Origin of the sequence: Pseudomonas mendocina, from assembly GCF_003008615.1 — a bacterium.
GTDB lineage: Bacteria > Pseudomonadota > Gammaproteobacteria > Pseudomonadales > Pseudomonadaceae > Aquipseudomonas > Aquipseudomonas mendocina_C.
Window position 1 is genome coordinate 1,622,774 of sequence record NZ_CP027657.1, and the last position, 14,011, is coordinate 1,636,784.

Sequence of the window (14,011 nt, forward strand, 5' to 3'; positions counted from 1 at the left end):
GCGTGCCGCACGGCTGCGGCATGAGGTCACATCACTCTACCAGCCCATCGGGCGAGCGGGCACCCAGGCAAGACAAAGGCGCCAGGCGCCTTTAGAATGGTGCGGTTTTCTATCCGGTGAGAGCGACATGAGCGATCCACGCAAGGCCCAGGAGCAGGAACCCACCACCCACTTCGGTTTCCAGGACGTACCGGAAAGCCAGAAGGCGGAGAAGGTAGCCGAAGTCTTCCACTCGGTGGCGGCCAAGTACGATCTGATGAACGACGTGCTGTCCGGCGGTCTGCATCGCCTGTGGAAGCGTTTCACCATCGAGCTTTCCGGCGTGCGCCCAGGTAATCGCGTGCTGGACATCGCCGGCGGCACCGGTGATCTGACCCGCAAGTTCGCCAGCATCGTCGGGCCGACCGGCGAAGTGGTACTGGCCGATATCAACGACTCCATGCTCAAGGTCGGCCGCGACCGCCTGCTGGACAAGGGTGTGGCCGGCAACGTGCAGTTCGTCCAGGCTGATGCCGAGAAGCTGCCCTTCCCCGACAACCACTTCGACGTGGTTACCATCGCCTTCGGTCTGCGCAACGTCACCCACAAGGAAGACGCCCTGCGCTCGATGCTACGTGTACTCAAGCCCGGCGGCCGCCTGCTGGTGCTGGAGTTCTCCAAGCCTGGCAACCCGCTGCTGGCCAAGGTCTACGACACGTACTCGTTCAGCTTCATGCCGCTGGCCGGCAAGCTGATCACCAACGACTCGGAAAGCTACCGCTACCTCGCCGAGTCGATCCGCATGCACCCGGATCAGGAAACCCTCAAGGCGATGATGGTCGATGCCGGCTTCGAGCGCGTGACCTATCACAACATGACCGGCGGCATCGTCGCCCTGCACCGCGGCATCAAGCCTTAATGCTCATAACAGGGCTGCTGGCAGGCGTCGAAACGGGCCTCAACCGGGTTCTCGGCCTCGATGGCACGGCTTTGCCACGCCTGCAGGCACTGAGCGGCAAGGTCATCGCCGTGCACTGCCAGAGCCCCGCCATGGAGCTGTTCATCCTGCCCAGCGGCGATGGCCTGCAGTTGGCATCGCAGTGGCATGCACCGGCCGACTGCACGCTCACCGCTCCGGCCGCCAGCCTGGCGCGCCTGGCACTGAGTCGCGACAAGACTGCAGTGCTACATCGCCCGGAAGTCTCACTCGATGGCGACAGTGCGGTGCTGCTGCAACTGGCCGGCATCCTCCAGGATCTGGAGCTGGACTGGGAGTACGAACTCTCCCGTTGGCTCGGCCCGGTAGCCAGTACTCTGCTAGCGGGTCACCTTCGCGTACGCGTGGGCCTCGCCGCCGGTGCGGCCAGTAGCCTGCGCCAGGATCTGGCCGACTACCTGAGCGAAGAATCCCGTACGCTGGTCGGCCAACGCGAGGCCGACGCCCGCTTCGCCGAACTCGATCAACTCAAACTCGCCCTCGACCGCCTCGAAGCACGCATTGAGCGCCTGAGCCAACGACCTAAGCCCCACGCATGAAACTACTCGCCGTTCGCCGCCTGCTGCGCATCCAGCGCGTGATCGTCCGCTATCAGCTGGACGACCTGTTGCTGGAACTCCCGTTGCCAGTGTGGCTGCGCGCCCTGTCCTGGCTGCTGCCGTGGCGCTGGCTGCCACGCAAGCCTTCGCAATTGTCACGTGGCGCACGCCTGCGCCTGGCTCTGGAAGACCTGGGGCCGATCTTCATCAAGTTCGGCCAGTTGCTGTCCACCCGACGCGACCTGATGCCGCCGGACATCGCCGACGAACTGGCGCGCCTGCAGGATCAGGTGCCGCCGTTCCCCGAAGCGCAGGCCATCGCCCTGATCGAGCGTCAGCTCGGCGCTCCGGTGGGTGAGCTTTTCGCCCGCTTCGACAGCCAGCCGCTGGCCTCTGCTTCAGTGGCCCAGGTACATGCCGCGCAACTCAAGAGCGGCGAGGAAGTGGTAGTCAAGGTGGTACGCCCCGGCCTCAAGCCGGTGATCCGCCAGGATCTGGCCTGGCTGTTCCTGATCGCCCGCGTAGCCGAGAAAGCCTCGGCCGACGCCCGTCGTCTACGCCCGGTGGAAGTGGTCAGCGACTACGAGAAGACCATCTTCGACGAACTCGATCTGCTGCGCGAAGCGGCCAACGCCAGCCAGCTGCGGCGCAATTTCGAAGGCTCGCCGCTGCTCTACGTGCCCCAGGTGTACTGGGATCTGTGCCGCCCGCAGGTACTGGTGATGGAGCGCATCTACGGCATCCCGGTCACCGACCTGACCACCCTGGCCGACCAGCGCACCGACATGAAACTCCTGGCTGAACGTGGCGTGGAGATTTTCTTCACCCAGGTATTTCGCGACAGTTTCTTCCATGCCGACATGCACCCCGGCAACATCTTCGTCAGCACCCGCACGCCCTGGAGCCCGCAGTACATCGCCATCGACTGCGGCATCGTCGGCAGCCTCACCGACGAAGACCAGGACTACCTGGCGCGCAACCTGCTGGCCTTTTTCAAGCGTGACTACCGCAAGGTTGCGCAGTTGCACATCGACTCGGGTTGGGTGCCGGCCGATACCAAGGTCAACGAGTTCGAAGCGGCCATCCGTACCGTGTGCGAGCCGATTTTCGAGCGTCCCCTGAAAGATATTTCCTTCGGCCAGCTGCTACTGCGCCTGTTCCAGACTGCCCGGCGCTTCAACATGGAAGTCCAGCCACAACTCGTTTTGCTGCAAAAGACCCTGCTCAACATCGAAGGCCTCGGCCGCCAGCTGTATCCGGATCTGGATCTGTGGAGCACTGCCCAGCCCTTCCTCGAGCGCTGGATGCGCGAGCGCGTCAGCCCGCTGCACCTGCTGCGCAACCTGCAACAACAGGCCGAGCAGGTGCCACACCTGTCGCAGATTGCCCGCGAAACCCTCGAACGCCTGCAGCAACCCGAACAACGCCAGCAATCGACGAGCGGCCAATGGCCGTTGCGCCTGCTCGGCGCAGCCCTGATCGCCGGCGGTGCCGTGCAGGGGCTGGCGCCCTTGCTGGTCGCCTGGCCAGCCTGGCTGATGCTTGCAGGCGGCCTCTATCTGGTCGTACGCCGATAGCCAGTGGCGACACGCACTGGCACACTTGGCAGAGAAACTGACACGGAATCCCGATGAACGATTGGCTCGACGACATTCGCTGGAACGAAGACGGCCTGGTGCCAGCGATAGCCCAGGATCACCAGAGCGGCCGCATCCTGATGATGGCCTGGATGAACCGCGAATCCCTCGCCCTCACCGTTGCCGAGAACCGCGCCATCTACTGGTCGCGCTCACGCGGCAAGCTGTGGCGTAAGGGCGAGGAATCCGGCCATGTGCAGAAGCTGCACGAGCTGCGCCTGGACTGCGACGCCGACGTCATTGTGCTGATGGTCGAGCAGTTGGGTGGCATCGCCTGCCATACCGGCCGCGAGAGTTGCTTCTACCGGGTGCTGGAAGATGGTACCTGGAAAACCGTCGAAGCCGTTCTGAAAGATCCGGCAGCAATCTATTCCGCGGAGCAGCGCCATGACTGATACCCTGAGCCGGCTGGCCGAAGTGCTGGAGGCCCGCAAAGGCGCAGCGCCCGACAGCTCCTACGTCGCCAGCCTCTACCACAAGGGACTGAACAAGATCCTGGAGAAGGTCGGTGAGGAGTCAGTGGAAACCATCCTCGCGGCGAAGGACGCCGCCGTCAGTGGCGACTGCGCCGACCTGATTTACGAAACTGCCGACCTGTGGTTCCACAGCCTGGTCATGCTCGCCGCCCTCGGTCAGCATCCGCAGGCCGTGCTGGACGAACTGGATCGTCGCTTCGGCCTTTCCGGGCACACGGAAAAAGCCGCGCGCCAAGACAACAACTGAATCATCGCGAGGATTTCGCTTCATGGGTATTTTCGACTGGAAACACTGGGTAGTCATCCTGATCGTCGTGGTGCTGGTGTTCGGCACCAAGAAACTGAAGAACCTCGGCTCCGACCTCGGCGAAACCATCAAGGGCTTCCGCAAGGCGATGAACGAGGAAGAAGGCAAGCCGGCCGAGCCGCAAACCCAGGCTCAACCTCAGCCGCAAACGCAACAGCCGCTGAACCAGCCTCACACCGTGGACGTTCAGGCGACCAAGGTCGAAGAGCCCTCCCGCAAGGACTGACATAGCGCCATGTTCGGTATCAGTTTCAGCGAACTGCTGCTGGTCGCCCTGATCGCCCTGCTGGTGCTTGGTCCCGAGCGCCTGCCGGGTGCTGCGCGTACGGCTGGTCTGTGGATAGGCCGCATCAAACGCAGCTTCAACGCGATCAAGACGGAAGTCGAAAGGGAAATCGGTGCCGACGAGATTCGTCGCCAGTTGCACAACGAGCAGATCCTGCAACTGGAGCGGGAAATGCAGGCCACCAAGAACGACTTGATGGGACAGAAGCCGGCCGACAGTGAGCAGCCTGCAACCGCACAGGCGCAAGCCGCTGAACAGCCGCCAGCCGAACCGCAGCCCGCCCCATCCCAGCAGCAGCCGACCACTGCGTCCAGCCAGGACAATACGCCGAAACCATGAGCCGCCTGCCTGAAAACGACCAGGAGATGCCCCTGGTCTCGCACCTGACCGAACTGCGTACCCGATTGCTACGCTGCGTGGGTGCGATATTCCTGATCTTCTTCAGCCTGTTCTACTTCGCTCAGACCATCTACACCCTGGTCTCCGCGCCGCTGCGCAAGTACCTGCCGGAAGGCGCAACGATGATCGCCACCGACGTGGCCTCTCCGTTCCTGACGCCATTCAAGCTGACCATGATCGTGGCGCTGTTCCTGGCCATGCCGGTGATCCTGCACCAGGTCTGGGGCTTCATCGCGCCCGGCCTGTACAAGCACGAAAAGCGCATCGCCGTACCGCTGCTGGTATCGAGCATCATCCTGTTCTACAGCGGCATGGCCTTCGCCTACTTCCTGGTGTTCCCGATCATCTTCCACTTCTTCGCCAGCGTAACGCCCGAAGGCGTGTCGATGATGACCGATATCGCCAGCTACCTCGACTTCGTGATGACGCTGTTCTTCGCCTTCGGCGTGGCGTTCGAGATCCCGGTGGCGGTCGTGCTGCTGATCTGGATCGGCGTGGTCGACGTCGAGTACCTGCGCAAGATCCGCCCCTATGTCATTATCGGCTGCTTCGTGGTCGGCATGATCCTCACTCCGCCGGACATCTTCTCGCAGACCCTGCTGGCCGTGCCCATGTGGTTGCTGTTCGAATTGGGCATCCTGGCCGGCAGCCTGATCCGCAAGCGCCAGCGCGAGCAGGATGATGAAGACGAAACCCCATCCGACCAGCCGCCTGCACCGCTGTCTTGAACCTGTTGCTGCTGGAAGACGCTGACTTCGTCAGCGCTGGCCGCGCCCGTCTTAGCGGGCGCCGGCTCAAACACCTCAATGAAGTCCATCGCGCACAAGCTGGCGACAGCCTGCGCGTCGGGCTGCTGGGCGGCCAGATGGGTCAAGGTCGTCTGCTCAGACTAGATGATGAGCACGCAGAGCTCGAGGTCGAGCTGAACCAGGCGCCACCCTCCAAGCTGCCGCTGACCCTGGTGCTCGCCCTGCCACGACCGAAGATGCTCAAGCGCGTGCTGCAGACCGTAGCCGCCATGGGCGTACCACGGCTGGTGCTGGTCAATAGCTATCGGGTGGAAAAGAGCTTCTGGCAGACACCGTTCCTCGAGGTCGACGCCATTCGCGAACAGCTGATCCTCGGCCTCGAACAGGCGCGCGATACCGTGCTGCCTGAGGTAAGCATCGAGAAACGCTTCAAACCCTTCGTCGAGGATCGACTGCCGGCACTGGCAACGAACACATTGGGCCTGGTCGGCCACCCTGGCGATTACCCTACCTGCCCACGCGCCGTCGAGCAGCCCGTGACCCTGGCCATTGGCCCGGAAGGTGGCTGGATTCCCTACGAAGTGGAGTTGCTGAAACAGGCGGCAGGGCTGCAGCCCGTGCAGCTCGGCGAACGTATCCTGCGCGTGGAAACCGCCGTGCCGGTGCTGTTGGCGCGGCTGTTCTAGGAGTACGAACCGGGACGCCGGCCGCTGTGGGGCGGCCCGGAGCGCCTGCCGCTCGTAGCGTCAGCGAACAGTCCGCCTAGGGCACGACTAGTACTCCGTGCATTCCATCAGGCCGTAACGGCGTATTGCCTGCGGCGACTACGCCCTACGCATACCCGCAGGCCACACCTCAAACTTCCAGCAGGAAAGTCACCGGCCCGTCGTTGACCAGGTGCACCTGCATGTCGGCGCCGAAGCGACCACAGGCTACCTGCGGATGCTGGGTTCTGGCCTGCTCGACCAACGCTTCGAACAACTCGGCACCCTGAGCCGGCGGCGCAGCACTGGAGAAACTGGGGCGCATACCGCTCTTGGTATCAGCAGCCAGGGTGAACTGCGACACCAATAGCAGACCACCGCCAACATCTTTCAGCGACCGATTCATCTTGCCGGCGTCATCGCTGAATACCCGATAGTTCAGCAACCTGTGCAGGGCGCGGATCAGGCTAGCCTGGTCGTCCTGCGGCTCGATACCGACCAGCGCCAACAAGCCCTGATCGATGCTGCCAACCACCTCACCTGCCACCTCGACCCACGCGCTACTGACACGCTGGATCAGCAGTTTCATGCATCCTCCAGGGGGAGATCGAGCAAGCGTCGCGCCAGTACATCAGCCGCACGCACCAGTGCATCGGTGATGCCCGGCTCGGCCGCCGAGTGGCCCGCATCGCGGATGATCTGCAGCTCGCTGTTCGGCCAGGCGTGGTGCAGGGCCCAGGCGTTGTCCAGCGGACAGATGACGTCGTAGCGGCCATGCACGATGATCCCGGGCAAATGGGCGATCTTGGGCATGTCCCGCAGCAGTTGGTTGGGCTCGAGAAAGGCGTCATTGACGAAGTAGTGGCATTCGATACGGGCAATGGACAATGCGCGATGGGCGTCACTGAAGCGATCGACCACCTGGCTGTTGGGCCGCAGCGTGGCCGTGCGCCCTTCCCAGGTGGACCAGGCCTTGGCAGCGTGCATCTGGGCGATCTGGTCGGCGCCGGTCAGACGCTTGTAGAAGGCCTGCATCAGATCGCCGCGCTCTTCTACCGGGATAGGCGCGACGTAGTCCTCCCAATAATCTGGGAACAGGCGGCTGGCGCCTTCCTGATAGAACCAGCTGAGCTCCTGCGGCCGGCACAGGAAGATGCCGCGCAGGATCAGCCCATGCACGCGCTGCGGATGCGTCTGGGCATACGCCAACGCCAGGGTAGAGCCCCAGGAGCCGCCGAACAGCACGAACTTGTCGATGCCCAGGTACTCGCGGATACGTTCGATATCAGCGATCAAGGCCTGTGTGGTGTTGTTCTCCAGGCTGGCGTGCGGAGTGGAACGACCGCAACCACGCTGGTCGAAGGTGACGATACGATACAGGGCCGGATCGAAATAGCGACGGCTGGCCGCATCGCAACCTGCGCCAGGGCCACCATGGATGAACAGTACCGGCAATCCATCCGCCGAGCCGCTCTCGTCGACGTAGAGCACGTGCGGCGGCTCGACCGCCAGCTCATGGCGGGCGTAGGGTTTGATCTCCGGATACAAAGTCTGCATGGTTGGCTCCTGTTGGCTGGGCTACAACTGCCGTGTTCCACTCTGCCCGGCATCATAACCATGAAAAGGAAGTTCAGCATGTCGATGCGTCATCTGCTCTGGTCGCTGTTTCTGTCTTTCACGCTGTTGCTCACCGGCTGCGGTGGCCGTGACGACCCGCAAGCGGCACTGGAGGCCGCGGTACAAAAACTGCAGGACAATATCGAAGCGAAAAGCACCAGTGCGGTGATGGATCAACTGCATACCGAGTTCCTCGCCCGCCAGGAGCTGGATCGAGACTGGGCGCAGCGCACCATGACCCTGCTATTTCTGCGTCACAAGAACATCAAGGTCATCGCCCTGGGCAAGAACAGCTGGATCGATCCAGCCATCAGTAGCAAGGGCTATACCGAGGCGCAAGTAGGCCTGACCGGTGCCGAGGGGCTGCTTCCCGACAGTGCGCGGCATTACTCGGTGAAACTGGAGTGGTGGCTGAACGGCGACGAATGGAAGCTGGCGCGTCTGGACTGGCAGTGAAGCGTGACCGTATGCAATCCGGGATGTACATCCAAGTTGTCCCGGATTGCATCTGGGCTATGGCAAACTAGGTTCTCAATCGGCTTTGCGCCAAATCAGGTCGCTGGTGGTGTACCCCTGCTCACGGGCGACCGACAGCAGTTTGTCACGGGTTTCCTGATCCACCTCCGGCGTGCGCGATAGCAGCCAGAGGTACTTGCGCTCTGGATGGCCGACCAACGCCACACGGTAATCCTCGTCGTGGTAGATCACCCAATAGTCGCCCTTGATCGGCAGCAGCTTGCTGGCCCAGTTGTCGAAGCGCACCCAGAGTTTGTCGGTTCGGCCCTCGACCTGAGGCTCGGCGGTGCCCTTGGCCTCCTGCCACTCGCCGTCCTCGTCACGGCAACGGTTGGTCACATCGATACGGCCATCGTCACGCAGACCATAGTGCGCTTCGGACTGCACGCAGTTGCGCTGGAAGAACATCGGCAAACGCGCCAACTCGTACCAGGTGCCCTGATAACGCTGCAGGTCGACCTGCATGGTTTGCGGCGGCTCCATCGGAATACGGCCGGTACCGGAATTGGCACAGCCAGCCAGTGCGAGAAAGGCACTGGCAATAAGGATCGAACGCATGGGATCTCCCGTTTATTTGAGCCCTTTGCCGGAGAACAGCATCACCTTGTCCCCGGCATACTGAACGCTGATATAAGCCTTGTCGTCGCCCCAGGTACAACTGGTCATTCCCAGCGCCCCGGCACATTCACCCGGCGCACCGAGCAGGCTTTCCACCTCCTGCTTACTCATACCGGCCTTGAGCTTGGAGTAGTTTTCCTGATTGATCTTGCTGCAGGCGGCCAACAGACAGCAGGCAAGCAACGCGACGATACGCATCGACATGACGTGAAACTCCTGATTGGAAGGTGCCAGCAAGCTTGGCATAGCCGGCGACGACTTGCCCGCTTGGAGTTCAGAAACGCGAGCCAGGTTCCCGCAGGAAGGCCCGTTCTTGCGCAGAGGAAACGCGACCGAGAATGACATTGCGATGGGGGAAACGACCAAAGCGGGCGATCACCTGCCGATGACGCTCGGCAAAGTCGAGATAGTTGGCGAACAGCGCGTGTTCATCGTCATCGGCTTCGTCCAGCAATTGGCGAAAAAGCTCGACCGCGCGATCCTGCAGCGCCAGCTCTTCGGCATGCTCGAAGATCAGATAGACGAACACTCGCTGGATCGGCATCAGCACACGATCCACACCACTCACCAGTCCATCGTGCAACAACGGCCGTGCCAAGACGTCGCCAGCGAAGGCGCGCGGCGTATCGCGAAAGATCATACGCGGCAACTGATCGAGCAGGATCAGCAACGCCAGCCAGCCCTGAGGGCTTTCTCTCCAGCCTTGCAGCTCACCAGCCAGAGCCAGTTCGACCAACGCGCCAAAACGCTCGCTGGCTTCACGATCCTGACTTTCGCGCTTGCCGAACCAGAGTTGCTGGCGCGCCGCTGCCACCTCGGAGGCAGTGCCGTGATCAGCACCGAACCACCAGTCGAGCAGCGGCTGCCAGGGTTGCATCAGTTGCGGTGGTAGGCAGTGATGCGCAGTACTTCTTCCTTCGAACCGAGGAATACAGGCACGCGCTGGTGCAGGGAAGTGGGCTGGATATCGAGAATACGCTGGCTGCCGTCGGTGGCGGCACCGCCAGCCTGCTCGATGATCATCGACATCGGATTGGCCTCGTACATCAGGCGCAGCTTGCCCGGCTTGTCCGGCTCACGGGCGTCACGCGGGTACATGAACACGCCACCGCGGGTGAGGATGCGGTGCACGTCAGCCACCATCGAGGCGATCCAGCGCATGTTGTAGTTACGCCCCAGCGGCCCGGTCTCACCAGCCAGCAGCTCGGAAACGTAGCGCTGCACCGGGGCTTCCCAGTGGCGCTGGTTGGACATGTTGATGGCGAATTCCTTGGTCGACTCAGGCACCTTGATGTTGTCGTGGGTGAGCACGAAGCTGCCGAGCTCACGATCCAGGGTGAAGCCCTTCACGCCATCGCCCATGGTCAGCATCAACATGGTCTGCGGGCCGTAGATGGCGTAACCGGCAGCGACCTGCTGGGTACCCGGCTGAAGGAAGGCCTCCTCGCCCAGGTCGCCGGTCTGGCCGTTACGATCAGGGCAGCGCAACACGGAAAAGATGGTGCCTACTGAGACGTTGACGTCGATATTGCTGGAGCCGTCCAGCGGATCGAATACCAGCAGGTAGGCACCTTTCGGGTACTTGCCGGGGATCTGGTAGGCGTTGTCCATTTCCTCGGAAGCCATGCCGGCCAGGTGGCCGCCCCACTCGTTGGCCTCGAGCAGGATTTCATTGGAGATCACGTCGAGTTTCTTCTGCACTTCACCCTGCACGTTCTCGCTGTCCAGGCTGCCCAACACGCCGCCAAGGGCGCCCTTGGAAACCTGATGGCTGATCGCCTTGCAGGCCCGCGCCACGACTTCGATAAGGAAGCGCAGGTCGGCCGGGGTGTTATGGCTGCGAGTCTGCTCGATCAGGTAGCGGCTCAGGGTGACGCGGGACATGGACGGCTCCGGAAAGGGGAAAAAACGCGCGCAGTTTAACCCGAGTTGTCGCTGAATGCTGCCTAGCGGGATGGATGGCCGACCTCAACGTTCGAGGCCAGACAACAGACCCGGTTACGCCCACCACGCTTGGCCTGGTAGAGCGCCGCATCGGCGGCCTGCAACAACTCATCCAGCGCCTGCCCTTGCTGAGGCCAATGGGCCAGACCAGCCGACAGCGTCACGCGCTGATGCCCGCCACGGGTAGCGATCTCCTGATCCGCCAATTGCGAGCAGATGTTCTGCAAGCGATGCCGAGCCTCTTCGGAATCGGCACCCGGCAATATCAGCAGAAACTCCTCGCCACCAATGCGGAACACCGCATCCGTGCTGCGCAGGTTGTCCAGCAGGTGTTGAGCCACGGCCTTGAGCACATCGTCACCTACCAGGTGACCGCACTCGTCGTTGAGTCGCTTGAAGTGGTCGAGATCGATCAACGCCAGGGCCAACGGGAGCTTCTCGCGCTGGGCCCGCGCCAGTTCACGGGCGAAGAATTCGTCCAAGTAGCGCCGGTTATAAAGCCCGGTGAGCGGGTCGCACAGCGCCTGCTCGCGCAGTTGCTCATGCAGGCTGGAGATGGTGCTCAGGCGCTCTTCGCTGAGCGCCAACGCCTCGGCCAGCTTGAGTTCGGCCAAGTGTCGCAGCGTGACATCGCGGATGTAGAGCATGCGCCCAAGCAGCACCGGGCCATTGCGCGTGGTGCGCTCGATCCCGCGCACGCGCACTTCGTAATAACGTGCGGCGCTGGTCAGGGTGAGCATTTGCTCGCTCGCATCACCTTCGTGCTGCTCGAGCAACCGCTGCAAATCGGCGCCGAACACCGGCCAGTCGATCAGCGCTCGCCCCTGCCAGCCCTGTTGCAGACCAGCCAGTTTCAGCGCCGCTGGGTTGGCCTCGATCACCCGACCACGCGGGTCGACCACCAGCACCGGATCGATCAACGCCTCCAGCAGCAGGTGACGAGCCACTGGCAACAGGTCGAACAAGCGCACACCAAGGATCAACCAGGCGAAAGCGACCAGCGTGAAGGCGAAACAGAAGGGTGTGGGATCGACGCCAAAGACCGTCCAGCCAAACACGACGTAGGCGACGTTGGCCGTCCAGGGTGCCGCTGTGACCAGGACGAACCCCAGATAGTGGCGTCGATGCAGCCCCTGGCTGAGTACCGCTGCCCGCACCACTACCCCCATGCAGAAGGCCATCAACAGGTAGACGTACACCGCAGTGGCATAGAACAGCGGGCCATGCCGATAACGCACCGGAGCCCCTGGGCTGTCGTCGATCGGGCCGCTGCTGGCCAGGTAGAAAAGGCCATGCCAGGGATTGCTCATCGCGATGATCCACACCAGCAGCGGCATCAGGCTCAGCGCCAGGACAGCAGCGCGCGGCACCGGCGTACGCACGCTGTTGACGTACTGCCAGAGAAACACGGCCCAGAACGTCGGCGTGAACAGGATGCCCAGCCAGGCCATGCCGGAGAGAAACATCTTGCACTCGGCCGACGTCACGCTCAGTTCCAGCGAAGCACAGGCCATCCACCAAAGGCTGGAGAGGTGCAGCAGGATAAAGCTGTCACGCCCTGGAAAGTCGCGCTGGCGAGTCATCCAGTGAGCGAGCAGGATAACCCCGAAGCACACCAGCAAGGTGACGAGAACGGGAGGTGAAGGCGACCATCCCGGCGCCAGGCAGGCTTGCATCAACGGAGCCTCCGTCGGCAAGCGCCCTGGGCGGAGGGGGCAACGAAGCGAGTCGAGGTACGCAAGCGGGACGGGCCTTCCTGACCAGAGTAGAGGGCGCGGAGCACCCGAAACTGCCCACGACTCACAACGCGGCGATACTTCCCGACCGACAAAACCGTGAACGTTGCATACGATACTGCAAAAGATCCGCTTAGACAGTAATGACGTGCATTCTCGACTCGCGTTCAGCCTTTTTCAGGTCGCCGCAACAGGCTTGCCGCCATCACCGCCAACAAGGCCACGCCCAGTAGCAAAACGGCCCAGAGCCCCCAACGCTTCCAGTCCGCGTTCGGGGCAGCCGGCGCATTCGCGATCGCAGTCTGAGCGGCGCTGACGTCGACCTCGGCACGCGCCAGCGAAGCCAGGCGTTCGGCCGAATAGTCGGGAATCAGTGTGCTGATGGGCAAGGCAGCCGAAGAGGCATCTCCACGCCCTACTGCCAATAGGTAAGGCGGCTCGCCACGGGCGAGGAATACCAACTGGGTGGCTCGCACCGCGAAGGCTGCCGTCGGCGGCTGTTGGCCCAGGCCCCCACCACGTGCATCGACCTTCAGCCGCAACTGACGCACTGGCGAGCCAGGCAAGGCTAGCTCGTCCAGACGCACTTCACGGCCATCCTGCGGCAGGCGGTAGAGCACACCGCTGGTCAACGCCCGCCAGGGATCCTGTTCACGCGAACGCGCTTCGAACCAGACCGGCGCCAGCGTGTTGGGCTCATCCAGACTGATGCGCAGGCGCTCCAGCGGCAGTGCCTGCGGTAATTGCCATTCATAACGACCATCACCCACCGCTTGTGCGGGCATGGGCTCCGACCAGACCAAAGGTGCCGGGCTGCTGGACTGGCGGCGACTACGCAGCGTCACCGCGTCCAGCTGTGGTGCCTGTTGCGGACTGTGCCAGAGCAGGCGCAGGTAACGCGCAGGCTGGGCCGGCAGTTCCACCTGACGCTGGTCGATACGCTCGTCACCGAAGCTCAGACGCGCCACCTGCCCTTCGCCCCAGCTCCGCCAGTGCTGCAAATCGTCGCTGGCCTCGATGGAAAAGCGCTGAAAGCCCTCCTCACCACCGCTCCAGCTCAGATTCAGGCGCACCAGCGGCGCGCCGATGGCGCTGGCATCGAGTAGCCAGCCACGCAGTTGGCGCTGCGCTGCCGCCGGCTCGTCATCCGTCAGTTCGATCAGCGTACCGTCGGTACTACGCTGCACGCGCAGCCGTGGCACGCCGCTCTGCTGCGCGTCGGCATGTAACGGAAACCAGCGCACGCCATGCTCCTGCTCTTCGTCACGTGACTCACGCTGGCCAGCCAGCAGCGCATACGCCTGCGCCTGGCCCTGAGCGTTGAAGATACGCAGGTCGCGCAGATCACCATGCTGCGCGGCGTAATGCACGGCCATGGGCAGTTCCACGCGATACCAGGGACCGCCCCCTTCCAGTGTCAGCGGCATTTGCTGGCGATAGTCCTGAGGCCGCTCTTCGGCTTGTACAACGGCAACCAGCGCCAGGCTCATGGCCACAACCGCAGTGA

General features: G+C 62.8%; 18 protein-coding genes. 10 read left to right on the top strand and 8 right to left on the bottom strand.

Annotated elements, in window-relative coordinates:
- Window positions 1-127: 127 nt before the first annotated feature.
- Genes ubiE through C7A17_RS07525 form a run of 9 tightly spaced genes read left to right on the top strand, consistent with a single transcriptional unit; the run spans window position 128 to window position 6,055 of the window.
- Entirely contained in the window at window positions 128-898 is a 771-nt protein-coding gene (gene ubiE / locus C7A17_RS07485) for a bifunctional demethylmenaquinone methyltransferase/2-methoxy-6-polyprenyl-1,4-benzoquinol methylase UbiE (protein ID WP_106737435.1), read from the top strand.
- Complete coding sequence (locus tag C7A17_RS07490) at window positions 898-1,515, top strand: ubiquinone biosynthesis accessory factor UbiJ (protein WP_106737437.1); 618 nt, start codon at window positions 898-900, stop codon at window positions 1,513-1,515. The genes ubiE and C7A17_RS07490 overlap by 1 nt, the downstream gene beginning before the upstream one ends.
- Window positions 1,512-3,092 carry a ubiquinone biosynthesis regulatory protein kinase UbiB gene (gene ubiB, locus C7A17_RS07495; RefSeq protein WP_106737439.1) on the top strand — a complete coding sequence of 527 codons (1,581 nt, stop codon included), beginning with the start codon at window positions 1,512-1,514 and terminating at the stop codon, window positions 3,090-3,092. The genes C7A17_RS07490 and ubiB overlap by 4 nt, the downstream gene beginning before the upstream one ends.
- A gap of 53 nt (window positions 3,093-3,145) precedes the next feature.
- Window positions 3,146-3,547 carry a phosphoribosyl-AMP cyclohydrolase gene (gene hisI / locus C7A17_RS07500; protein WP_106737441.1) on the top strand — a complete coding sequence of 134 codons (402 nt, stop codon included), beginning with the start codon at window positions 3,146-3,148 and terminating at the stop codon, window positions 3,545-3,547.
- A complete protein-coding gene (locus tag C7A17_RS07505) occupies window positions 3,540-3,875 on the top strand; it encodes a phosphoribosyl-ATP diphosphatase (protein WP_106737443.1) in 336 nt (111 codons plus the stop codon). The genes hisI and C7A17_RS07505 overlap by 8 nt, the downstream gene beginning before the upstream one ends.
- Window positions 3,876-3,897: 22 nt before the next feature.
- Complete coding sequence (locus tag C7A17_RS07510; protein WP_106737445.1) at window positions 3,898-4,161, top strand: twin-arginine translocase TatA/TatE family subunit; 264 nt, start codon at window positions 3,898-3,900, stop codon at window positions 4,159-4,161.
- Window positions 4,162-4,170: 9 nt separating this feature from the next.
- Complete coding sequence (gene tatB / locus C7A17_RS07515; RefSeq protein WP_106737446.1) at window positions 4,171-4,560, top strand: Sec-independent protein translocase protein TatB; 390 nt, start codon at window positions 4,171-4,173, stop codon at window positions 4,558-4,560.
- Window positions 4,557-5,348: a twin-arginine translocase subunit TatC gene (gene tatC, locus C7A17_RS07520; protein ID WP_106737447.1), complete on the top strand. Its 792-nt coding sequence runs from the start codon at window positions 4,557-4,559 to the stop codon at window positions 5,346-5,348. Before tatB ends, tatC begins: the two co-directional genes overlap by 4 nt.
- Window positions 5,345-6,055, top strand: a complete 711-nt coding sequence (locus tag C7A17_RS07525) for a 16S rRNA (uracil(1498)-N(3))-methyltransferase (RefSeq protein ID WP_106737448.1) — start codon at window positions 5,345-5,347, stop codon at window positions 6,053-6,055. Before tatC ends, C7A17_RS07525 begins: the two co-directional genes overlap by 4 nt.
- 169 nt (window positions 6,056-6,224) lie before the next feature.
- On the opposite strand, the gene dtd is transcribed toward C7A17_RS07525, so the two are convergent.
- Complete coding sequence (gene dtd, locus C7A17_RS07530) at window positions 6,225-6,662, bottom strand: D-aminoacyl-tRNA deacylase (RefSeq protein WP_106737449.1); 438 nt, start codon at window positions 6,660-6,662, stop codon at window positions 6,225-6,227.
- Window positions 6,659-7,630 (bottom strand): prolyl aminopeptidase, encoded by a 972-nt coding sequence (gene pip, locus C7A17_RS07535; protein WP_106737450.1) that lies wholly within the window; start codon window positions 7,628-7,630, stop codon window positions 6,659-6,661. Before pip ends, dtd begins: the two co-directional genes overlap by 4 nt.
- A gap of 78 nt (window positions 7,631-7,708) precedes the next feature.
- Here pip and C7A17_RS07540 point away from each other — a divergent pair, with 78 nt between their 5' ends.
- Window positions 7,709-8,146 (top strand): hypothetical protein, encoded by a 438-nt coding sequence (locus tag C7A17_RS07540; RefSeq protein ID WP_106737451.1) that lies wholly within the window; start codon window positions 7,709-7,711, stop codon window positions 8,144-8,146.
- Between the two features lie 75 nt (window positions 8,147-8,221).
- Here C7A17_RS07540 and C7A17_RS07545 read toward each other — a convergent pair whose 3' ends face one another.
- The 6 genes from C7A17_RS07545 to C7A17_RS07570 form a co-directional block, all read right to left on the bottom strand.
- The gene (locus C7A17_RS07545) at window positions 8,222-8,764 is read right to left on the bottom strand and encodes a lipocalin family protein (protein ID WP_106737452.1); all 543 of its coding nucleotides are present in this window, start codon (window positions 8,762-8,764) and stop codon (window positions 8,222-8,224) included.
- 12 nt (window positions 8,765-8,776) lie between these two features.
- Window positions 8,777-9,028, bottom strand: coding sequence for an outer membrane protein assembly factor BamE domain-containing protein (gene bamE / locus C7A17_RS07550; protein ID WP_017360545.1), 252 nt, complete (start codon window positions 9,026-9,028; stop codon window positions 8,777-8,779).
- A gap of 70 nt (window positions 9,029-9,098) precedes the next feature.
- Window positions 9,099-9,701 carry a DUF924 family protein gene (locus C7A17_RS07555; protein ID WP_106737453.1) on the bottom strand — a complete coding sequence of 201 codons (603 nt, stop codon included), beginning with the start codon at window positions 9,699-9,701 and terminating at the stop codon, window positions 9,099-9,101.
- Window positions 9,701-10,708 (bottom strand): class 1 fructose-bisphosphatase, encoded by a 1,008-nt coding sequence (locus tag C7A17_RS07560; protein WP_106737454.1) that lies wholly within the window; start codon window positions 10,706-10,708, stop codon window positions 9,701-9,703. The genes C7A17_RS07555 and C7A17_RS07560 overlap by 1 nt, the downstream gene beginning before the upstream one ends.
- A 62-nt stretch (window positions 10,709-10,770) precedes the next feature.
- The gene (locus C7A17_RS07565; protein ID WP_106737455.1) at window positions 10,771-12,444 is read right to left on the bottom strand and encodes a histidine kinase N-terminal 7TM domain-containing diguanylate cyclase; all 1,674 of its coding nucleotides are present in this window, start codon (window positions 12,442-12,444) and stop codon (window positions 10,771-10,773) included.
- 227 nt (window positions 12,445-12,671) lie between these two features.
- Complete coding sequence (locus C7A17_RS07570; protein ID WP_199796440.1) at window positions 12,672-13,994, bottom strand: DUF3999 domain-containing protein; 1,323 nt, start codon at window positions 13,992-13,994, stop codon at window positions 12,672-12,674.
- Between the last annotated feature and the right edge of the window lie 17 nt (window positions 13,995-14,011).